At 33.9% G+C, this 23,352-nt stretch carries 18 protein-coding genes; 13 read left to right on the forward strand and 5 right to left on the reverse strand.

Going from position 1 to position 23,352, the window contains the following annotated elements; all coding sequences use genetic code 11:
- Both ACFFGL_RS13665 and ACFFGL_RS13670 read right to left on the reverse strand, forming a co-directional pair.
- The coding region (locus ACFFGL_RS13665; protein WP_378928627.1) for a hypothetical protein at positions 1–2,043 on the reverse strand (2,043 nt) is incomplete at its 3' end.
- 626 nt (positions 2,044–2,669) lie between these two features.
- Entirely contained in the window at positions 2,670–3,701 is a 1,032-nt protein-coding gene (locus ACFFGL_RS13670; RefSeq protein ID WP_309727608.1) for a threonine aldolase family protein, read from the reverse strand.
- 103 nt (positions 3,702–3,804) lie between these two features.
- On the opposite strand from ACFFGL_RS13670, the gene prfB reads away from it, so the two are divergent.
- The 4 genes from prfB to ACFFGL_RS13690 all read left to right on the forward strand — a co-directional run bounded on the left by prfB (position 3,805) and on the right by ACFFGL_RS13690 (position 8,347).
- A protein-coding gene (gene prfB / locus ACFFGL_RS13675) for a peptide chain release factor 2 (protein WP_309727609.1) occupies positions 3,805–4,900 on the forward strand; the annotation gives its coding sequence in 2 pieces (ribosomal slippage) (positions 3,805–3,867 and positions 3,869–4,900; 1,095 coding nt in all).
- A gap of 41 nt (positions 4,901–4,941) precedes the next feature.
- On the forward strand, positions 4,942–5,283 hold the full coding sequence (arsC, locus tag ACFFGL_RS13680; RefSeq protein WP_309727610.1) for an arsenate reductase (glutaredoxin): 342 nt from the start codon (positions 4,942–4,944) through the stop codon (positions 5,281–5,283).
- A gap of 69 nt (positions 5,284–5,352) precedes the next feature.
- A complete protein-coding gene (locus ACFFGL_RS13685; protein WP_309727611.1) occupies positions 5,353–5,733 on the forward strand; it encodes a hypothetical protein in 381 nt (126 codons plus the stop codon).
- Positions 5,734–5,854: 121 nt separating this feature from the next.
- Positions 5,855–8,347: a TonB-dependent receptor domain-containing protein gene (locus ACFFGL_RS13690; RefSeq protein WP_309727612.1), complete on the forward strand. Its 2,493-nt coding sequence runs from the start codon at positions 5,855–5,857 to the stop codon at positions 8,345–8,347.
- A 75-nt stretch (positions 8,348–8,422) separates the two neighbouring features.
- Here the strand turns inward: ACFFGL_RS13690 and ACFFGL_RS13695 are convergent, their stop codons facing one another.
- Entirely contained in the window at positions 8,423–8,602 is a 180-nt protein-coding gene (locus ACFFGL_RS13695; RefSeq protein WP_309727613.1) for a hypothetical protein, read from the reverse strand.
- 241 nt (positions 8,603–8,843) lie between these two features.
- Between ACFFGL_RS13695 and fumC the strand changes: the two genes are divergently transcribed.
- Both fumC and ACFFGL_RS13705 read left to right on the forward strand, forming a co-directional pair.
- Entirely contained in the window at positions 8,844–10,229 is a 1,386-nt protein-coding gene (gene fumC, locus ACFFGL_RS13700; protein ID WP_309727614.1) for a class II fumarate hydratase, read from the forward strand.
- Between the two features lie 277 nt (positions 10,230–10,506).
- On the forward strand, positions 10,507–11,232 hold the full coding sequence (locus ACFFGL_RS13705) for a PI-PLC domain-containing protein (protein ID WP_309727615.1): 726 nt from the start codon (positions 10,507–10,509) through the stop codon (positions 11,230–11,232).
- A 2-nt stretch (positions 11,233–11,234) separates the two neighbouring features.
- Here ACFFGL_RS13705 and ccsA read toward each other — a convergent pair whose 3' ends face one another.
- Positions 11,235–14,459 (reverse strand): cytochrome c biogenesis protein CcsA, encoded by a 3,225-nt coding sequence (ccsA, locus tag ACFFGL_RS13710; RefSeq protein WP_309727616.1) that lies wholly within the window; start codon positions 14,457–14,459, stop codon positions 11,235–11,237.
- Positions 14,460–14,585: 126 nt separating this feature from the next.
- Between ccsA and ACFFGL_RS13715 the strand changes: the two genes are divergently transcribed.
- From ACFFGL_RS13715 to ACFFGL_RS13745, 7 genes are all read left to right on the forward strand, one after another.
- A complete protein-coding gene (locus ACFFGL_RS13715) occupies positions 14,586–15,335 on the forward strand; it encodes a Rossmann-like and DUF2520 domain-containing protein (protein ID WP_309727617.1) in 750 nt (249 codons plus the stop codon).
- A complete protein-coding gene (locus ACFFGL_RS13720) occupies positions 15,328–15,834 on the forward strand; it encodes a KdsC family phosphatase (protein ID WP_309727618.1) in 507 nt (168 codons plus the stop codon). The genes ACFFGL_RS13715 and ACFFGL_RS13720 overlap by 8 nt, the downstream gene beginning before the upstream one ends.
- A 12-nt stretch (positions 15,835–15,846) precedes the next feature.
- On the forward strand, positions 15,847–16,758 hold the full coding sequence (locus tag ACFFGL_RS13725; RefSeq protein WP_309727619.1) for a geranylgeranylglycerol-phosphate geranylgeranyltransferase: 912 nt from the start codon (positions 15,847–15,849) through the stop codon (positions 16,756–16,758).
- Between the two features lies 1 nt (position 16,759).
- A complete protein-coding gene (locus ACFFGL_RS13730) occupies positions 16,760–17,347 on the forward strand; it encodes a Maf family nucleotide pyrophosphatase (protein WP_309727620.1) in 588 nt (195 codons plus the stop codon).
- A 78-nt stretch (positions 17,348–17,425) separates the two neighbouring features.
- On the forward strand, positions 17,426–17,965 hold the full coding sequence (locus tag ACFFGL_RS13735) for a mechanosensitive ion channel domain-containing protein (RefSeq protein WP_309727621.1): 540 nt from the start codon (positions 17,426–17,428) through the stop codon (positions 17,963–17,965).
- A 172-nt stretch (positions 17,966–18,137) separates the two neighbouring features.
- Positions 18,138–20,627: a PIG-L family deacetylase gene (locus ACFFGL_RS13740; protein ID WP_309727622.1), complete on the forward strand. Its 2,490-nt coding sequence runs from the start codon at positions 18,138–18,140 to the stop codon at positions 20,625–20,627.
- 120 nt (positions 20,628–20,747) lie between these two features.
- Entirely contained in the window at positions 20,748–22,433 is a 1,686-nt protein-coding gene (locus ACFFGL_RS13745; RefSeq protein ID WP_309727623.1) for a sodium:solute symporter, read from the forward strand.
- Positions 22,434–22,485: 52 nt separating this feature from the next.
- Here ACFFGL_RS13745 and ACFFGL_RS13750 read toward each other — a convergent pair whose 3' ends face one another.
- Positions 22,486–23,325: a DUF2911 domain-containing protein gene (locus ACFFGL_RS13750; RefSeq protein WP_309727624.1), complete on the reverse strand. Its 840-nt coding sequence runs from the start codon at positions 23,323–23,325 to the stop codon at positions 22,486–22,488.
- Between the last annotated feature and the right edge of the window lie 27 nt (positions 23,326–23,352).

The raw sequence follows: 23,352 nt of genomic DNA on the forward strand, positions 1-23,352 counted from the left end.
GTCTTGGGTTAAAGCTCCCGTTTCATCATCATAATAAGTGATCTCATAGTTACCTTGCTCTGAAGCAGGAATGTTCGATAAAATATCCGAATCACGGCTAGTTAGATCATAAGAGATAGGGTTTGGATTACCTCCTGCATTACATTCCGGTGGAAATGGTGTTGGACAACCCGCAACAGGGCAGAATTTAAAACCGTTACTTTGAGCTTGAACATAATAGTTATAAGGAGTTCCACAGTTCATCGTGAATTCTAATTCCCCCTCAATGGTAAATTCTCCATAAGGATTAGAAATATCACTTTGGTTGATCGTGATACAAAACTCTCCAGGACTAGGCTGGGTAAAGGTACTGGCAGAATAAACAACCGTACCATTGGAAACCACGTCAATCGTAATATCCGTTACCGGAGCATCGCCTCCGTTTGGGTTACCTATTGGAGAACTATACGTTCCACAAATCTCTATTGGGAAAGTAACATTGTTTGCTGCCAAAGCTGGCGCACAATTAGGGTTTACTCCTACAGTCCCACCAAACAAAGAACAGTTCGCATAATTTCCACTGGGCTGATCGATCGGGTTTACCGCCATATAACCAAAAGCTGAGTCACAAAGACCGGGACTATCATCACCTACATAAAAATTATCAAAATAACCCACGCCCCAGTGACCAGTTAAATCACAATCACCTGTAGTAATTTCCACTCGAGCTGCTTGCCCTTGCAATTCAATAGTATTTAGTTTAATACAAGACCAATCAGTATAAACAACTGGATTAGTAATGGGAATTACTCCATTGGGATTCGTAGCAGCAGGTATCAAATTGAATATACAGTTGTCAGGATCTGCATTAATACAACGCTCCTGCACCAAATTCCCTTGTTGGTCAATAAGCCTTATGGTAACAAAAGGCTTCTCTCGTGGGAGATGATTAGCGGGGTCATTCATCAGAAAAAGAAAATCAAAAGATATTACTTCGCCAGCGACAAACTCTTTTACCATAGTTGTTCCTGTTCTTAATCCTGCAGCATCATCATTTAGTTTAATAGAACGTTCTGAACAACCAAAGGGGGAAGTTCCTGAAATATTTACACCATTTGCAGCTAACCAAGGAATATTTGCCGGGGTAGCATAGGTAACCGCCACATTATTATTATTAAAATCATATTGTTGTATTGTATTTGTATATTGAGGAGTTCCTGATAAATAATTCATGCCTTGGCAAGCACTAATACCACCCGTGAAGTTTTTAGAAAAGAAAGTGTAACCTTCTAAATTAACATTTCCAGATGCATCTTGAAAACTAGGGTTTTCTATACAAGCACATTCATTTTCAGTCATTGTAACCGGAAGAAGTGCACTTTCACATCCATTTATTTCTTGGGAGATATAGTAAACATCCCCATCGGCTAGCGTTACACTACTAGGATTAGTTATGGGTGTCGTACCAGCTGAATCACTATACCACTGCAAATTACTACCACATACAACAACTTTACTTAAATCATCACCAGAATTTGAAAAACCTGCAGCTTGCCATGTTGCCTGAGTACAAAAATCCTGCATTAATTCAACTTCAGGAGTGGGTGTAGCGTATTCAATATCTACCGGAAAAACTTGGGAACAACCGGCAATTCCTAAATCTACATAATAAGTTTGCCCTCCCTGAATCTGAGTGGTCCCTGGAATTGAAGTTGAACCTGTATCATCACTATACCAGTTTAAGTTTCCTGCACTATTATAATTTAACAAAGAAATATCATTTAAGGCTGTTACATCTCCTCTACAGAAATCATCATACGTAAAACCACCGGTTACTATGGTCAGCTGACCGGAAGTAGGTGAGCATCCGGCAGAGCCTGGAATCGTGTAGTTATAAGTATAAATATCGTGTATATTTGCACCCGCTGTAGGATGCGGATTAGAAGGGTTACTATGTGAATTACCGTTGAAATAAATATTTCCGGTAGGGTTATTACCATTGTTAGGAAGAGGGAAATTCTGATTAGCACTTACATATAAAAATGTATTAGGGGACCAATTCACAAAAGCGATAGGATTCCCACTAGCATTTTCAAAAGTAATATCAAAATCTGTGGTCGGATCAATAATGTAAACATTATTCGCAGGGTCTGAACACAGCGTTGGACCTGTATTTACATTACACTGAGCTTTAACGGCTTGCGAAGCAACTATAAGCACTAATAAGAGTAAAATTCTTCTCATCATAATCTGATTTATTTAAAAACGACTTCTTCTATTCTTAAAACAATTGAAAGTAAAAAATCCTCCTTAACAATTAAGAACATGTAAACTAATAATTTGGAAAATACCAAAACTCTTTATAATATGAAATTTATTTTGAGTGTATTTTTTGGGTCTTATAACAGTTGTCTACCCAAATTTTTATAAAAATTAATAAGTAACTGGGTAGTAAAGTAAGTGCTAGTGTATAGCTAAAGTATGGCTAGGATACGAAATCGTAAAGTGAATTAATATTTAAAAAAATCTAACATTACGTAAAGAGATGACGGAATACGAACAGAAGTGTAAACTAATTTTTAGCACAAGACTTCTGGAACCCAAAAATAGTACGTGTTAACGAATAAACACCGGCTCTTTTTATTGTTCGGTATATTTTTCACTAAACTGAAAATCATCATAATTGAAATCTATAACGTGTTTGAACCTAAATTCTTTAAAACCGACATAAATTCTTGATGCATTTGATCGGTATAATCTAAATGCGTAACAATTCTTAATTTTCCTTGTCCCATTGCGCTAATGATAATTCCTTTTTCTTCTAGCTTTTTAAGAAAATCAGCTTCTTTTATAGAATCATTTAGATAGAAAATCACAATATTGGTTTCGACCGTTTCCACTTCTTTCACATAGAATTGTTCAGCTAGGAGATTCCCTAATTCTTTCGCTTTTTGATGATCCTCAGCTAAACGCTCAATATTATTTTCTAAGGCATACAAACCGGCGGCAGCCATAAAACCAATTTGACGCATTCCGCCGCCTAAAACTTTACGAACACGCATCGCATTTTTCATCAATTTTTCATTACCAATTAAAACGGAACCCATTGGCGTTCCTAATCCTTTTGATAAACAGATAGAAATGGTATCGAAAATTTCGCCATATTGTTTTGGTGATTCGTTTTTAGCTACCAACGCGTTAAAAAGTCGAGCGCCATCTAAATGCAAACCCAAATTATGAGAATCACAAACTGCTTTTATTTTTTTTATTTCCTCAAAATCATAACAAGCTCCGCCCCCTTTATTCGTCGTATTTTCTAAACAAACAAGTGAAGTTAACGGACTATGATAAAAATCTGGTGGATTAATTGCTTCTTCAACTTGCGAAGCGGTAATCATTCCTCTATTTCCATCGATTAATTTACACGAAACTCCGCTATTAAAAGAAACTCCACCGCCTTCATAATTATAAACGTGTCCCCATTTATCGCAAATTAATTGTTCGCCGGGTTGCGTATGAAGTTTTATGGCAGCTTGGTTTGCCATGCTTCCGGTAGGAAAAAACAACGCGCTTTCTTTTCCGAACATTTCGGCTAGTTTTTCTTCTAATAAATTTACTGTTGGATCTTCTTTATAGACATCATCACCAACTTCAGCATTCATAATAGCCTCTAACATTCCAGGAGTTGGACGCGTTACCGTATCGCTTTTTAAATCTATCATTTTTTCTTTTTCATATTTAGGATAAAACTATAAAATTCCGCGGAAATAATTTTGCCAAAACCTGCGAAATCCTATTTTTGTTGAAGTATACAAAATTTCAATTATGATAACGCAAGACAGCTTAAAAGAACTCAAAGATCGTGTAACCGCCCTAAAACAATATCTTTGACATCGATGCGAAACGTGTTGAAATAAGTAACGAAGAAGAAAAGACTTTTGCCCCAGATTTTTGGGACAAACCGCAAGAAGCCCAAAAAATTGTAAGAGCGCTCAACCAAGAAAAAAAATGGGTTGAAGATTACGAAGCTGCCGTAACTTTTTATGAAGATTTAGAAGTTATTTTTGAATTTTACAAAGAAGATGAAGCTTCTGAAGAAGATTTAAATCAGCGTTACGATAAATTAAAAAACCTTTTAGAAGAATTAGAATTTAAAAATATGCTTTCTGAAGAAGGCGATGATCTTTCTGCGATCCTTCAAATAACTGCTGGCGCCGGCGGAACCGAAAGTTGTGATTGGGCACAAATGCTGATGCGCATGTATTTAATGTGGGCAGAAAAACACGGTTTTAAAGTTAAAGAACTCAATTACCAAGAAGGTGATGTTGCAGGAATTAAAACCGTTACTATTGAAATTGATGGCGATTATGCTTTCGGTTGGTTAAAAGGAGAAAATGGCGTTCATCGTTTAGTGAGAATTTCGCCGTTTGATAGCAATGCAAAACGACACACTTCATTTGCTTCTGTTTATGTATACCCAATGGTAGACGATTCTATAGAAATTGAAATTAATCCTTCTGATATTGAAATCACAACCGCGAGATCAAGCGGCGCGGGCGGACAAAATGTAAATAAGGTAGAAACTAAAGTACAATTGGTGCATCATCCCACCGGAATTCATATTTCTTGTTCAGAAACCCGCTCGCAACACGAAAATCGCGAACGCGCAATGCAAATGCTAAAATCGCAATTGTATGAAATTGAACTTCAAAAACAATTAGAACAACGCGAAGATATTGAAGCCAGCAAGAAAAAAATTGAATGGGGTTCACAAATTAGAAATTATGTAATGCATCCCTATAAATTAATAAAAGATGTACGAACTGCGGAAGAAACTGGAAATGTAGATGCGGTAATGGATGGAAATATTGATGCTTTTTTAAAAGCTTATCTTATGATGATGGGACAAAAGGAGGAATAATAATAAATTATTTTTTATATTAAGACCAAAATCAATATAAAATGATAAAAATATACCACAATCCACGTTGTCAAAAATCACGTGAAGGACTTAAAATTTTAGAAGAATCAGGAAAAACTTTTACGATTGTAAAATACTTGAATCAACCACTTTCCAAAGAAGAAATCGAAGAGCTACTAGATTTATTAGACATTTCTGCTGAAGAACTTATACGGACTAAAGAAAAAGTTTGGAAAGAAAACTACAAAGGGAAAGAACTTTCAAAAGAAGAATTGATTGAAGCGATACAAGAGCATCCAAAACTAATTGAACGACCAATTGTAGTAAAAGATGATAAAGCCATAATTGGCAGACCTCCTGAAAAAATTAAAGAAATTCTATAATATTTTAACTAGACATTAACGGGCTTCGAGTATGTTTTAAAGTAAATTGTGTTCAAAATTAAATTTGTTATGAAAAAAATAATATTACTTTTTACAGTTACTTTACTCTCGTTTCAATTTGGAGCTGCACAAGATTTGTTGCAAGGAAACCCTAGCAATACTGCTGAAGAAAACGCTAAAGAATACACACAATATCTTAAAAAAGAATTGAACTTATCAGGAAAACAGGAGGTGTTAGTCGCAAATACATTGAAAGAACATTACATGCAATTACATACTTTGCAAGAGCAAAAAAAAGCTAAAGACATGTCTAATAAGAGTTTCAGTAGTCGCTACGAAGTTCTCAAAGAGAATAACATGAATAGAATGCATAATATTTTAACTGAACCACAGTATAATAAATATATTGCGGTTACAGAAAGACAAATGAAAAAAGCTAAAAAAGAATAATTTTAGTTTTAATCATCTGAAAAAGCCACCTAAAATTTAGGTGGCTTTTTTATTAACGCAATTTTAACGACTGTCGAATTAAACGTAAAAAGCTTTCAGAAGTCAAATAATAAAACGCTAAATGAATTTAAGAACTAACGCTCTAAAAAATTCCTTAACCGGATTATTATTTTTATTTTCAACCTTACTTTTTGCTCAGCAAGAACATACTGTTTCAGGAACAGTAGTTGATAAAGACGCTGGAATTCCTTTAGAATATGCAACAATTACGTTTAAAGACCCCTCCGGAGAACTAAGTGATCAAGGTGGTGTTACCGATTTTGACGGAAATTTTAGTATTGAAGTAAAAGAAGGAACTTACAATATTTTAGTAGAATATATTTCTTTTAAGCCCAAAACTTTTAAAAATAGAACTATAAATCGTGATATTGATTTAGGCAAAATAGTTTTAGGAATTAGCGCAGATAATCTCGATGAAGTTGTGGTTACAGCTGAAACCACTCAAGTAGATGTTCGGCTAGATAAAAAGATTTATAACATCGGGAAAGATCTTACCACACAAGGCGCAACAGTTAGCGATGCATTAAGTAACGTTCCTTCGGTAACTGTAGATATTGAAGGCGGAATTAGTTTACGTGGAAATGAAAATGTTCGGATTCTTATTAACGGAAAACCTTCAGCAATGGCAGGTTTTGGTGATACAAATGTCTTTCAGCAATTGCCAGCCGATGCTATTGAACGTGTAGAAGTAATTACGAGTCCATCCGCGCGTTACGATGCCGAAGGTTCCGCAGGAATTTTAAATATTATTCTTAAAAAAGAGAAAACACTTGGTTTTAACGGTTCTGTTTCTGCCAATTTAGGATATCCTACAAATAGTCAGATTTCTACAAATTTAAATTTAAGAACAGACGATTATAACATTTTTACAACTATAGGTCGTTATTATAGAAATTCTCCGGGAAATGCTTATTTCAACAACACCTATGTAAATGATACCGGAGATTTTGATCGAATTATTGAAGATCGCGAATATGATCGACTTTATACTGGTTTCAATACAAATGTAGGAATGGAATATTTTTTAAATGATCGATCTTCCATCACAGGTAGTGTTTTTATGCGATTTGGGGATGATAAAGATGTGACGACAAATAACACAGATCGTTTTAATAACGATGTATTAGATAGTAAAACATACCGAGAGCAAATTGAAAAAGAGAGCGACGAGAGTTATCAAGGTTCTTTAAACTATGTAAATAAATTTAATGATGAAGGTCATAAATTAACTGCAGATTTTCAATATTCTTATGATAATGAAGAAAGACCTACACAAATTGAAGAAAATCAATTTTCTCCTGTAAACTCACTTCTTGCAAGAGAACGAATTTTTGAAGTTGAAACGCAAAACGAATATCTTATTCAAGCAGATTATGTTTTACCAATGGGAGAAGCTCAATTTGAAGCTGGTTTCCGTAGTAATTTTGAAGAAGAAAAAACCGATTACAAACTCAGCATTTTTGAAGACAATCAATATACGTTAGATACGTTATCGAACGTGTTTACCTACAATGAAAATGTAAATGCAGTTTATTCACAATACGGAAATAAACTTGGTGATTTTTCATTCCTTTTAGGCTTACGCTTGGAACATACACAATTAAAAGGAGATATCGATCCTTATTATAGTGAAGCAGTACTCGAAGATTTTCTTCAAATTGATTTCGATACCAATTTCGATAAAAATTATTTAGGTTTATTTCCGACGGTAAATTTAATTTATGAATTAAAAGAAGATGAAAATATTACTTTAGGCTATAACCGAAGAATTAATAGACCACGTGGTTGGTATATTAATCCGTTTCCTTCTCGTTCCAGTAGAACTAATGTTTTTCAAGGAAATCCAGACTTAGATCCAGCTTTTTCCAATCAATTCGATTTGGGTTATCTCCGAAAATGGGAAAAACTCACCTTAACAGGTTCGGTTTATTATCAGCATGAAACCGGCTCTTTTGAACGTGTTCAACTTGATCCTGAAGAAGATGAAGGTAGCGGACTCACAAAAGACGGAATTCCTATTGTGCGTATGCTTCCTATTAATTTAGCTACCGAAGATAGATTTGGTGGTGAAATTGGTACCATTTACAATCCTGCCGATTGGTTACGGTTAAACGCAAGTTTCAATTTCTTCCGTTCAATAAAAGAAGGAGAATACGATGGCGTAGATTATGGAAATGAAAACACCAGTTGGTTTGGTCGTTTTAGCGGGAAAGTAACCTTACCCGGAAAAATCGATTGGCAAACTAACGCCTTTTATCGCGGTCCAACCCAAAACGCACAAACGGAAACCGAAGGAATTTTCTCTATGAATTTAGCGTTGAGTAAAGAATTAATTCCAAATAATTTAACCGCTTCATTTAATATTAGCGACGTTTTCAATTCAAGAAAAAGGAGATCATTAACTATTACAGACGATGTAATTACCGATAGTGAATTTCAATGGAGAGTTAGACAATATACCGTTTCATTAATTTACAGATTCAATCAACCTAACAAACAAAATAGAAGAAACGAAAGTGGAAATAGTGATTTCGAAGGTGACGACGGATTTTAAAATCACCCTTCATAATACCCCAAGAAAAAGGGAAGCAAAATTGCTTCCCTTTTTCTATGATTATATTTAATTGAATTATGAATTCAATTCTTTCTTTTTACGCTTCTCCTCTCTTTTCTCCTTAATCATTTCCATTATAGAACCTCCAATCCAGTAAGGAACTACAAAACTGATTAAAAAAATCATTAACCAAAAACCAATAGTTGCAATGGTTAAAAACGCTAAAAACCCAAGATACTGATCAAATTCAAACATAATTTTTTCTTTTAACGTTAGCAAAGATAAATATTCTCTATTAGTTAACCTTCAAAAAATTTTATTTTTTTTAGCATTTCCCTTCCTCTCGTCAGGGTCGGGCTATTCGCTATATCTTTTTTGGGCAAAAAACCCAAAAAAGGATGTCGCTGCTATCCCTAATGCAAAACGTAAAAAACCAATTTAACTCACAAAAAAAAGCATCTAAATATGTAAATTTGTAAGCCTAAAATAAAAATTTATGGAATACAGAATAGAAAAAGATACGATGGGCGAAGTAAAAGTCCCAAAAGATAAATTATGGGGCGCTCAAACAGAACGTTCTAGAAATAATTTTAAAATAGGAACTCCTGCTTCAATGCCGTTAGAAATAATTTATGGCTTCGCTTACTTAAAAAAAGCCGCCGCTTATACCAACCAAGCTGCCGGGGTTTTACCTACCGAAAAAAGAGATTTAATCGCTAAAGTTTGTGACGAGATTTTAGAAGGAAAACACGACGATCAATTTCCTTTGGTAATTTGGCAAACAGGTTCTGGTACGCAAAGTAACATGAATGTAAACGAAGTAATCGCAAATCGTGCACATCAATTAGCCGGAAAAACCATTGGCGAAGGTGATAAAACGCTTCAGCCTAACGACGATGTAAATAAATCACAATCTTCTAACGATACTTTCCCGACCGGAATGCATATCGCGACTTATAAAAAGGTGGTGGAAACTACAATTCCGGGAGTAAAAAAATTACGCAATACACTTCAGAAAAAAGCAGAGGAATTTAAAGAAGTTGTAAAAATTGGGCGTACGCATTTTATGGACGCTACTCCCCTAACCTTAGGTCAAGAATTTAGCGGTTACGTTTCTCAACTTGATCACGGGTTAAAAGCCTTAGAATCAACTTTACCACATTTAGGAGAACTTGCTTTAGGCGGAACTGCCGTGGGAACAGGTTTAAACACACCAGAAAATTATGCTGAAAATGTAGCAAAATTTATTGCAGATTTTACTGAACTTCCATTTACTTCAGCAGAAAATAAATTTGAAGCCTTGGCAGCACACGATGCTTTAGTAGAAACGCACGGCGCTTTAAAACAATTGGCGGTTTCTTTAAATAAAATCGGGAACGATATTAGAATGTTAGCTTCCGGACCAAGAAGTGGAATCGGAGAAATTAACATTCCTGCAAACGAACCAGGTTCTTCAATTATGCCGGGAAAAGTAAATCCTACGCAATGTGAAGCCTTAACCATGGTTTGCGCACAAGTTATTGGTAACGATGTTGCGATGAGCGTTGGCGGAATGCAAGGTCAATTTGAATTGAACGTTTTTAAACCGGTGATGGCGGCAAATTTATTGCAAAGCGCTCAATTATTGGGTGACGCTTGTGTTTCTTTTGAAGAACATTGCGCTGCTGGAATTGAACCAAACCAAGAACGCATAGATGAGCTTTTAAAAAACAGCTTAATGTTAGTAACTGCACTCAATACAAAAATTGGTTATTATAAAGCTGCGGAAATTGCTGGAGCGGCTCATAAAAATGGAACTACACTTCGTGAAGAAGCTGTAAAATTAGGCTATACTACTGAAGAAGAATTCGATAAATGGGTAAATCCTAAAGATATGGTGTAATATATTATATCAAGTTATTTCAATTTAACCCAAATATTTTATATAATAACATTTCCACTAATCATTTTTTATGGTTAGTGGATTTTTTTATTTCAGCAACTTCAGACTCCATTTACAAAGTTTCGGATTTTTTCTGTTTACTGAAATTATCCAGTTTTGATTTTATTGTTTTTAAAATTATTAGCTTATTTTTCTTTGACTTTGTAATCAAATAAAATATAGATTTACTTTTAAAAAGAGCTACAAATTAATCCTATTTCCAACGGAATAAAAAATTATGATTCTTATCTATATATTCTTTGTTTTCGCTATTCTAATTGTAGCTTATCGATACAGTTCAAAACGAATTGAATTTTATGGCGGTTACCAAAAATTATGGGCGCATCGTGTAAATGATTTTAAAAAATTAAAGGCTAGTCAAGAAAAATTTCCAGGAATTGAATTAGATCTGGTCTATAATTCTAACGGAAATTGGCTCGATATTTATCATCCGCCTTCCAAATCAAAAAATATAAATCTTCGAGATTATATTAAGAAAATACATAAAAATAATTTGGGAGTTTGGTTAGATATTAAAAATATGGATGCTTCTAATTCAGATGAAATTTTTACCGAAATTAACGCTTCACTCGAAAACTCTTTTTTCAAAAAGGAAAATATTATTATAGAATCGCCAAACCCTTATACTCTGGAAAAATTCCACCAAAATGGTTTTAGAACAAGTTATTACTTACCCCAAAATTTATCTAGAAGCAATAAACACGAGATTGAAAATATAAAAGAATTTCTACAAAAATATCCTTTTCTAGAGATTTCAACCAGTTACGAAGATTACCAAGTTCTAAAAAAATATTTCCCTACAATTACGAAAAATTTTTGGATTTTAAACAGCAGCTATTCCATAGATATTTTAAAGAATTATAAAAGTATCCGAGAAATGGTAAATGACTCTACCGTAAAAACTTTGCTTACTCCTTATAATAACTTCAACAAATACTTTTAAGATTATTTCTTAAAAAAGCGTTTATATTTTCTGTTTGCAAAGAAACCAAGTAACAACCAAAGAACTACTGCAATTCCTATAAATTTATAACTAATTATCTGATCTCCGCTCGCGTAGGAATGTAAACCGGTAAGGTAAAAATTCACACCAAAATAAGTCATCATAATCGAAGAAAACGCAAAAACCGCTGCCCAATTAAAAGCAAATTTTCCGCGTAAACCAGGAACTAAACGCATATGAATTACAAAAGCATAAACCATTATACTTATTATAGCCCAAGTTTCTTTAGGGTCCCAACCCCAATATCTTCCCCAACTTTCATTTGCCCATTGTCCGCCTAAAAAGTTTCCAATCGTTAACATTACTAAACCAACGGTTAGCGAAAGCTCAGTAATTATGGTTAGTTCATTAATATTAAGTTTCATTTTTTTACGATTTTTTTCATTCGTAAGAATCATTAAAATCAGCGAAACCAAACCTAAAATCATACCTAAAGTAAACGGACCGTAACTGGCAACAATTACTGCCACGTGAATCATTAACCAATAGGAATCTAATACGGGAACTAAGTTAGCGATTGCTGGATCCATCCAATTCCAATGGGCGATCATTAAAATCATGGATGTAACAAAAGCTGTAGAAGCGAATGTTAAATCGCTTTTTCTTCCGAAAGCTAACCCAAAAAACATTGTTGCCCAAGCCACATAAATCATACTTTCGTATGCATCACTCCAAGGTGCGTGACCTGAAATATACCAGCGCGCAATTAAACCTGCACTATGAAGAATAAATAGAATTAATATTACAATTTTGCTAATATTCACTACAATTCTAACGCCTTTTTTATCGTAGAAAATCTGAAGAATTACAAATAAGAACATGAGCAATCCTGCCGACATATATTGCCAAAATAATCCTCTAAAAACATCATATTTGTTATAAAGAATTTCGGTGTTTATTTTCTGATCAGAAGGCATTACTTCAGCTCCGTATTTTTTCTGATAATCTTTAATACTCGCTAAAATTTCATTCGCTTTTTCATAATTTTCAGTCGATCTAGCCGTTTGCGAAACTTGCATGTAAATTGGTAAAATCTTGTTTACATAGAGCGAATCTGCTCCTTTAAATTTTCCCGTACTTTCTCGAATTTCCATATAAGAAAGCCATTTGTTATTTTCCGCATTCGGAATTGGAAAAATTTTCAGCACTTTTCCTTCTAACGCATTGTAAAGCAAATTCACTTTTTCATCGGCTGAAATAAAATCTTTTTGAAACTGATTCTTAACCTCTGCCCGGTATGCTTCTTCTAAATAAGGTGATAATTTATAAGTTCCGGTTGCATCGAAAAAGCGAGCTAACGGAATATGTTTTTTTCCTTCTTCCACTCCTAAAATATGATGCAAACTATCGTTTTTCGCTTTTACATAAATTAACGGAACATTATACCATAAACTCGGGTTTTCAGTCATCGAGAATAAAACCTGATCGCTATTTAAACCTTCGTAAGAATCGCTTTTACTGATTTTTCGTAATAATTCTGAAGAATACGTATTTGCAGGTTTCATTCTTCCGCCGGCATCTTGAATTACCAATCTTCCGAATTTTGACGCGTGTTCTTCTGAAATCGCATTTTTTTGTAAAACCGAATCAATTTTTTCTTTTGGAAACTGCATCGGTAAAGTTTGGTGAGCTTCGTGCGCGTCAACTTCAGCAATTGTATCGTGTTGTTCATTTATTTCACCCGACGTTACGTCTTGGGAAAAACCTGAAAAACTTACCAAAAGTAACAGTAAGCTTAACATTTTTGCTTTTTTACTTTTCACTTTATCAAGTTGTTTTTTGAGGTTCCCGAAGCGCGAACCTTTATCAAATAAAATAAGCATTAATCCTAAATAAAGTAAGAAATAACCGATGTAAGTAATCCAAGTTCCCCACCAATCGTGATTTACAGAGAGAATTGTTCCTTTTTCATCGGGGTCGAAAGAAGCTTGAAAAAAGCGATAACCTTCGTAATCGAGAATGTGATTCATATAAATTTCGTGCGCTGTGGTTTCTCCGTTATCTACCAAATCTACTTTACTTTTAAACGATTGGTAACTTGGTGTTGGGTTGTCTTCGGTTCCTGGATATTTTTTAGCTATAAAATCTTTTAAGCGAATAGCAAAAGGAAGCTCAAATTCTTTACTTCCATAACGCAAATTAATATCTAAACCGCCGACTTTAATAGGTTTTAAGTTATTTACAATTCCTTTAGCTCCAAGTAAATTCACGGTTTTAGATTCGCCATTACTGCTAACTTTTACAACAACGCCATCGGGTTGACCTTTTTGTTTTGTTTCCGAAGGGATCATATCGTATTTTCCTTTTACTACGGGATCTGGAAACACAAATTGCATTCCAGCCATATTATATAAAGACCGCATCATTAACGGTTGCAAAGAGTCTGAAGTAACTTCGCCTTGCTTACGATCTGCCATTCGCATATACGTTCCTTCAAAAGGGGAAGAAATTTGATAACCTTCATCGGTAACTTTAATATTTATAGCGCCTTCTGTGGGTTTATTATAAGCGAATAAAACATTGTGAATACTGCTTACTTCGCCTTCTTCTAAGTAATGATCGTGACGATTTCCGCCGCCGGCTTCAACAATTTTTAAATAATTTTTTCCGTTTTCATCTTCAACTAATCCTTCTTCGGCTCCTTCAATAAATTTTACGACTTCAAATTCAACTTCTTGTCCTTTAAAATCAGTTGTAATAGTTTTATGATTATCGATTCCAGGAGCTAATAATAATTCGTGTTCTTGCGAGCGACGAAGCGGTTTATCATTATATTCGCCATCGATTACCGTTGTCAAATAGGTTTTTTCAGAAAGCATTTTATTGGTAATCTCTCCTTCTCGAATGGGCATAATTCCTTCATAGCCAATATAACGCGTAACGCCTGCACCAATAATTATTAAGAAAAAAGCAGCATGCAATAAAAGTGTGCTCCATTTTTCACGCTTCCAGAGTTTATACCGATTAATATTTCCGGCAAAATTTATGGCAAAAAGTACCATAATGGCTTCAAACCACCACGCATTATAAATCCAAGCTTTTGCTGTTGCTGTTGTATAAGAATTTTCGACGAATGTACCAATTGCCATCGCTACAGCAAAAACAATAAATAAAAGAGCCATTAATCGTGTAGAGAAAAGAAATTTTGCAATCTTCTTTTGAATCATGAGAAGGGTATTTAAAAACGCTGCAAAGTTATTGATTTTTGTCTGATTAACGTTGCGATAATCGATTCAAAAAAGGCTAAAAATGTTAATTTTAGTCAGCTTAAAGATTTTTAATAATTTAGCGGAATGATAAAAATTGTACTTATTGGCGCGGGAAACGTTGCTTCACATTTATTTAAAGCATTTCAAACTTCAGAAAAATGTAGTGTTGCGCAAGTTTTTAGTAGAACGAAAACTAGCTTAGAAAATTTTGAAACTTCAACAGAAACTACTACAGATTTAAAAAAATTAAAAGAAGCCGATATTTATATTATTTCGGTTAAAGACGACGAGGTAGAAAATGTAATTGAACAAATAAAACACAAAAACGGATTAATTGTGCATACTTCAGGAAGCGTTCCGATGTTGAATTCAGGAAAACGAAATGGTGTTTTTTATCCGTTGCAAACATTTTCTAAAAATACTGAAATAGATTTTTCTAAAATTCCGCTTTGTATTGAAGCTGAAAATGAAAACGATTTACAAATTTTAGAAGAATTAGCAAATTCAATATCTAAATCGGTTTATAAAATTTCTTCTGAACAACGAAAATCCTTGCATTTATCGGCTGTTTTTGTGTGCAATTTTGTAAATCACCTTTATAGTATCGGCGAAGATTTGTGTAAAGAAAATAAAGTTCCGTTTGAAATTTTACACGAATTAATGAAAGAAACCACTCGAAAAGCGACGTTAAATTCTCCCGCGAAAGTACAAACCGGACCGGCAATTAGAAATGATAAAAAAACAATTGCTTTTCATTTACAACAATTAAACAAGGCTGATTATTCGAAAATTTATACCTTGCTCACCGATTCAATTCAGCATAAAAATGGATAAAAATTATAAAGAAATACTCAACGATATTACAACGTTCGTTTTTGATGTCGATGGCGTTTTAACCAACGGTTCAATTTTAGTTTCAACCGAAGGCGATTTGCTACGATCGATGAATATTAAAGATGGTTACGCTTTAAAAAAAGCGGTTAAACAAGGTTATACGGTTTGTATAATTTCCGGCGGAAAAAATGAAGGCGTGCGTAAACGTTTACGCGGATTGGGAATTACCGATATTCATTTAGGCGTTGAAAATAAAGTAGATTGTTTGGACGAATTTTTTGATGTCTACAATATAAACCCGAATCACGTAGCCTATATGGGCGATGATATTCCTGATACGCACCCAATGAAATTAATTGGTTTGCCAACTTGTCCTCAAGACGCAGTTTCTGAAGTAAAAGCGATTTCTAAATATATTTCGCATAAAAAAGGCGGTGAAGGTTGCGCACGCGATTTAATTGAACAAGTTTTGAAAGTTCAAGGAAAGTGGAATCTATAAAAATTTAAACTATTGAAATATTTAAAACTCATTCGGTTACCGGAAATTTTCTTGGTCATTTTTGTTCAATTTCTAATTAAATATTATTTATTTGAACCTTTTGCGGTTTCCATTACTTTAAACGGATTTGGCCTTTTTCTTGTGACTCTTTCTTCGGTTTGTTTAGTGATGGGAAGTCAAGTAATTTCGGCAATTTTTCAAGCAAGAGCCATTCGGGTAAATAATCCTGAAGAAGTCACCGTAGGAAAAGAAATTTCTGAAAAAGGCGCGTATAATTTTTTCATTATTTTAAATGTTATCGCTGTTGGCGTTGGTTTTTATCTTTCCAATATTATTGGACGACCGATGTTTTCAGCTATTTTTATTGTAATTTCTGCATTAACCTATATTCACGCTTCTTTTTTAAAAAATTACGCGTTAATCGATAATATTGTTATTGCTGCATTAAGCGCTTTTAGCATAATTATTTTAGCGCTTTTCGATTTACTTCCTGCAATTACACCGGAAAATCAAGTATCGCAAAACACGCTATTTTCAATTTTATTAGATTATTCACTTTTTGCTTTTTTAATGGTTTTATTAATTGAAGTCATTAACGATCAAGAAAATATAAACGGCCATCACAAAATCGGAATAAAAACCTTACCAATTCTGTTAGGAAAAGAACGTACCAATAAATTAATTTGCGCGTTTACCATTTTACCGATTTTAGCGGTCATTTATTATATGTATACATATCTTTATCACAATCAATACGCGTTACTTTATGCGTTGTTTTTAATTTTGGCTCCACTACTCTATTTTGTGGTAAAAACGTGGAATGCTTCAACCCAAAAAAATTACCGCCATTTGTCTTTTGTGTTGAAAATGATAATTTTACTAAGTATTATGTCTATCGGTTTATATCAATTTATTCTGCTGTAAAATGTTAAAAGAAAAACTTAAAAATCACCAACTCATTTTAGCATCGGGTTCGCCGAGAAGACAACAATTTTTAACAGATTTAGGACTCGATTTTTCAATTGAATTAAAACCGGTTGAAGAAATTTATCCACCAGAATTAAAAGGCGCACAAGTAGCTGAATATTTAGCTGAACTAAAAACAACACCTTTTAAAAATAAATTGAAGGAAAATGAAATTTTAATCACCGGCGATACCATTGTTTGTCTAGAAGAAAAAGTTTTAGGAAAACCCGCCAATGAAGAAGAAGCGCACCAAATGTTAGAATCTTTATCTAATAGAAGTCACGAAGTTATTTCTTCAGTTTGTTTAACTTCAGCAAAAAAAAGTGTTGTTTTTCACGATGTAACTAAAGTATTTTTTAAAGAATTAACCACGGAAGAAATTAGCTTTTATATTCAAGCGCATCAACCGTATGACAAAGCCGGAGCTTACGGAATACAAGAATGGATTGGTCAAATTGGCGTCGATAAAATTGAAGGTTCCTATTTTAATGTTATGGGGATGCCACTTCATTTATTCTACAAAGAAATTCTTGAATTTATCTCATAATCTGGGCACATAATTGTTTGCGAAAAACTATTTTTGCAAAGAAGAAAAACCGTATTTGGTTTGCTAAACCTATAACTTATGGAGGAGCTTTTTTATCCACATGTATCTGAAATTAAATATACCGTCGCGGTAATTATAATTTTATTAATACTTAGGTTTAGTTTAAAAACAACAGCAAATAGAGTTGGTAAACGCCAAGACATCAATTTAGCGCGTATAAAATTGATGTTTCGTTACATAAATTTTCTGGTCGTTTTTATAGCTATTTTCCTATTATTATTAGTTTGGGGCGTAGAAGTTACGCAACTCTCTCTGGTGTTTTCTTCTGTTTTTGCGGTAGTTGGTGTCGCTTTATTTGCGGTTTGGTCTATTTTAAGCAATATAACTTCTGGCGTTATCCTGTTTTTTTCCTTTCCTTATAAAATTGGCGATCAAATTAAAATTCATGATAAAGAAGCGCCTATTGAAGCAATTATTGAAGATATAAAAGCTTTTCAACTTCATCTTAGAACTTTAGAAGGCGAACTTATTACGTATCCAAATAGTTTACTGTTACAAAAACCGGTAACGCTTATTAAAAAAGATGCTTTTGCAGACGAAGGAAAAGACGCGCTTTAACAAAAGTTAAAAAGCTTTTCGATGCACCCAAAGTTATTATATTTGAAGTGATTTTGAAATCAAGAACCTCGGGGCAAGCCTATGAGGTATGAACTGTAAAACCTTTTTATAATTTCGAGGCAAGCCTTGCGGGCATTATACCTTTTGGCGGCGCCAGTAAAAAACCCTTCAAATGAAGAAAATTCTAGTTTTAGGTTTAGCATTTTCCATAAACTTTAGCAACGCCCAAACCCCAGAAAAACTCAACAGTTCCGAAATTTATCAAGCAATTGAACAACTCAATTTTTTGGGTTCGGTATTATATCTTGCGGCGCATCCAGACGATGAAAACACAAAACTAATTTCTTATTTTTCAAATAAAGTTCACGCCAGAACTGCTTATCTTTCTTTAACGCGTGGCGATGGCGGACAAAATTTAATTGGTCCCGAAATTAGAGAATCGCTAGGTTTAATTAGAACACAAGAATTATTAGCAGCACGTAAAATCGATGGCGGACAACAATTTTTTTCTCGTGCAAATGATTTTGGCTATTCAAAAACGCCACAAGAAACCTTAGAAATTTGGAATGAAAATGAAGTTTTAAGCGATGTAGTTTGGGTAATTCGAAAATTTCAACCCGATGTAATTATTAATCGTTTCGATCATAGGACCGAAGGAACTACACACGGTCATCATACCGCATCAGCGCAATTAAGTTTGGAAGCTTTTAAAATTGCAAATGATAAAAATGCGTTTTCCGACCAATTAAAGTTTTACGATACGTGGCAACCTAAACGCTTATTTTTTAATACGTCGTGGTGGTTTTATGGAAGCCAAGAAAAATTTGAAGAAGCCGATAAATCTTCGATGATGAGCGTAGATGTTGGAACTTATTTTCCGTTAAAAGGAATATCTAACACTGAAATTGCTTCAAAAAGTAGAAGTCAGCATAAATCGCAAGGTTTTGGAAATACACCAAATCGCGGAACTGAAAACGAGTATATTGAATTAATTAAAGGCGATTTTCCTAAAAATTCTAACTCTGTGTTTGAAGGAATCGATACCAGCTGGAATCGTGTAAAAGGCGGAAAGAAGATTGGCGAAATATTAGAAGAGGTTTTAAATAATTATGATTTTAAAAATCCTTCTAAAAGTTTACCTAATCTTGTAAAAGCTTATCAATTCGTACAGAAACTTGAAAATGAACATTGGAAACGAATTAAAACTAACGAGCTTAAAAAAATAATTTTAGCCTGTTCAGGAATGTATCTTGAAGCAGTAAGTTCGGAAGAATTAGCAACGCCTTCAGAAAAAATTCAACTTAAAATTGAAGCTATTAATAGAAGTGAAACTAACATTCAGTTAAAGGAAATCACTATAAATCCGTTACAGAAAAAACTTTCTATTCAGCAAAATTTAGCTTTCAACACCGATTTTACGCAGGAAACAACAATAGAAATTCCTGAAAATTTTTCTTACTCCAATCCGTATTGGTTAGAAGAAGAAAGTAGTTTAGGAATGTATACTGTAAAAAATCAACAACAACGTGGTTTGCCAGAAAACCAGCCAACGTTAACCGCTGAATTCACACTAGATTTTGGAAAAACTTCCATTTCATTTGAAAAACCGATCGTTTATAAAACGAACGATCCTGTAAAAGGAGAAGTTTACAAACCCTTTTCAATCGTTCCAAAAGTATCGATCGCTACAGAAAATTCTACCGTTGTTTTTAATTCAGAAGAAGCTAAAGAAATTACGGTAAATCTAAAAGCGTTTGCAGATAATGTTAAGGGAGAATTAAAAATTTCAGCACCAAAAAATTGGAAAATTTCACCTGAAAAAGTGGCGGTTGATTTCAATAAAAAAGGAGAATCTAAAAAATATACCTTTACCGTAATTCCACCGAAAGAAAAAAGTGAAGTTTTTATTTCGCCTGTTTTTAAAACTGAATCACAAACTTTCTCGCAAGAACTTGAACTTATAGAGTACGATCACATTCCTACGCAAACTGTTTTAAAACCTGCAAAAACCAAATTCATTAAACTTTCTATTGAAAAACGCGGAAATAAAATTGCTTATATTGAAGGCGCCGGAGATGTTGTTCCTGAAAGTTTACGAATAATTGGTTACCAAGTAGATATACTTACGCCAGAAGAAATAACCGCAGAAAACTTAAAAAAATACGATGCTGTAGTCATCGGAATTCGCGCTTATAATACGGTTGAAAGTTTAGCTTACAAACAACCAATTTTATATGATTTTGTTGCAAATGGCGGAAATATGATTGTACAATACAATACAAATCGCGGATTAAAAACCGATAACCTCTCTCCTTTTTCACTAGAATTATCACGTGATCGCGTAACCGATGAATATTCTAATGTTGACTTTTTAGCGCCAAAGCATCCTGTTTTAAATTATCCAAATAAAATAACTTCAGCAGATTTTGAAGGTTGGGTTCAAGAAAGAGGACTTTATTTTCCCGATAAATGGGATGAAAACTTTACGCCAATTTTTGGCATGCACGATAAAAATGAAACTGAAACAAAAGGAAGTCTTTTAGTCGCTCCCTACGGAAAAGGCTATTATATTTATACAGGTTTAAGTTTTTTTAGAGAATTTCCCGCCGGAGTTTCCGGAGCATATCGCCTTTTTGCCAATTTAATTTCAATAGGAAAATAATGAAAGAGAAACCAGAAAAATATTATTGGAAAAGTGCATATACGTTTATGCTGGTAGCGAATTTAATTTATTGGATTGGCTTTTTCATCATCATGAAATTCTTCGCCTAAACACGTACTTATGCATTATATCGATTTAATTGTACTTATAGCCACGCTTTCGTTTATCGTTATTTTTGGCTACTACAGTAATCGAAAAAACAAATCGGTTAGTGATTATTTAAAAGGCGGAAATGAAGCTCGTTGGTGGACTGTTGGCCTTTCGGTTATGGCAACGCAAGCCAGCGCAATTACTTTTCTTTCAACTCCGGGGCAAGCTTTTCATAGCGGAATGGGTTTTGTACAATTTTACATTGGACTTCCTATTGCGATGATTGTTATTTGTATGGTTTTCGTTCCAATTTATCATCGCTTAAAAGTTTATACCGCTTATGAATATTTAGAGAGCAGGTTCGATTTAAAAACCCGAACGCTTACGGCTTTATTATTTCTCGTTCAACGGGGTTTGGCGGCAGGAATCACCATTTTTGCTCCCGCAATAGTTTTGTCTGCCGTTTTAGGCTGGAATTTAGTTACGCTGAATGTAATCATCGGGATTTTAGTAATTATTTACACAGTTTCCGGCGGTACTAAAGCGGTAAGTACAACCCAAAAACAGCAAATGGCAGTAATTTTTATAGGAATGATTACCGCTTTTTTTGTCATTACAAGTTACTTGCCTGAAGATATTACTTTTTCTCATGCGCTCGAAATTGCCGGCGCAAGCGGAAAAATGGAAATTCTGGATTTTTCATTCAGTTTAGAAAATCGTTATACGTTTTGGAGCGGAATTATTGGCGGAACTTTTTTAGCACTCTCCTATTTTGGTACAGACCAAAGTCAAGTGCAACGTTATTTATCGGCGCGTTCGCTTCGGCAAAGTCAAATGGGATTAATTTTTAATGGTTTTTTAAAAGTTCCGATGCAGTTTTTTATTCTTCTGGTTGGAATTATGCTTTTTGTATTTTATCAATTTAATGATGCGCCGTTGAATTTTAATCCAGCCGCAAAAAATGCTGTGGTTAATACTGAATATGAAACTGAATATAATCAGCTTCAAGATAAATTGCATGAAAACCGACAAAAAACGTCTGAAACAGCGCTTAAATATGTAAAGGTTTCTGAAGAAAATTCCCTTCAGAAGGAGAAAATAAAAAGTCAATTAAATGAATTGAATGCGAATGAGATTCAATTACGTGAAGAGGGAAATAAATTAGTTGAAAAAGCAAATAAAACTGTTGAAACGAACGATAAAGATTATGTTTTCATTCATTTTATTCTGAATAATTTACCGCGCGGTTTAATTGGTTTATTATTGGCGGTAATTTTAAGTGCGGCAATGTCTTCGACCGCTTCAGAATTAAATTCTTTAGCTTCTACCACGGTAATTGATTTGTATAAAAGAAATGTTTCAGAAGAAAAAACCGACGCTCATTTTTTAAAAGCTTCGAAATGGTTCACGTTACTGTGGGGAATTTTAGCAATTTTATTTGCCTGTACCGCAGATTTATTTGATAATTTAATACAGATTGTAAATATTATCGGCTCGATTTTCTACGGAAATGTATTGGGAATTTTTCTACTTGCTTTCTTTATAAAATTTGTAAGAAGTAATGCCACGTTTATTGCGGCTATAATTACACAAATTATCGTAATTATTGGTTGGTGGTTCGATTGGATGCCTTATTTATGGCTGAATTTATTCGGTTGTTTATTGGTGATGATCTTGGCTATTATTCTTCAAACTTTTACAAACTCTAAAAAATAAATTAAAAAAGGGCTTTATTTTAAAGCCCTTTTTTAATTGTAAGAAATGAGTTTTACTTACTCCATTCTTCAATAGACTCTTCATTCATTTTTACATAATCATCATTTCCTGCTTTTTGCGCACTTTTTAAAGATAATTCAGCAGTTTTAATGGCATCTTTTTTCATTCCCATTTTAGCTTGAATAAGCGATTTTCTGCGAAGCATCCAAAATGGAGTTTCTTCTTGCATATCAATAGCTTTATTTATCCATTCTAACGACTGTTTCATGTCTTTTACTTCTTCAAAATAATAATTTGCCGCAGCATAATAATCGTTTGAAGTTGGGTTCGCTTTCATAGTCGTTTTTATACTTTCCATTACCATTTCGTCTGTAGGAACTTCAATTGGTAAATAAGCTACGGTTGATTCCCAAAGAAAATTAAGCACAGCAGAACTGTTGGTTAATTCGTCGATAACAATGGTGAACGTTTCCATATCGAATGGCATACTATCTGTATTCGCTTCTACTTTTAAAGCTACTTTACTTTCATCCCATTGTTTTGGTAATCCCCAATTTGAAACATCGGAATAAAAAATTACTTCCCAGTTTTCTTCCATTGGAATCGTGAAAATCGCGTAAGTACCTTTTTTTAGTTTTTTTCCTTTAATTACCACATCGTCACTAAACGTGATTTTTGTATTTTCATTGGCACCTGTTCTCCACATTTTATCATAAGGAACTAAGTCTCCGAAAATTGTTCTTCCACGCATTGAAGGTCTGGAATATTCTACAGTAATATCTGTTAAGCCTACTTTTTGCTCTAATTTACCAAATGGACTTGGTTGTGGAGCTTTTACTTGTGCGTTTACCATTGCACTAAATAAAAATAATACAAATACTAATTTTTTCATGGTTATTGGTTTACTATTTTAAAGGTA

Source organism: Mesonia maritima (assembly GCF_042433895.1).
Classification (GTDB): Bacteria; Bacteroidota; Bacteroidia; order Flavobacteriales; family Flavobacteriaceae; genus Mesonia; species Mesonia maritima.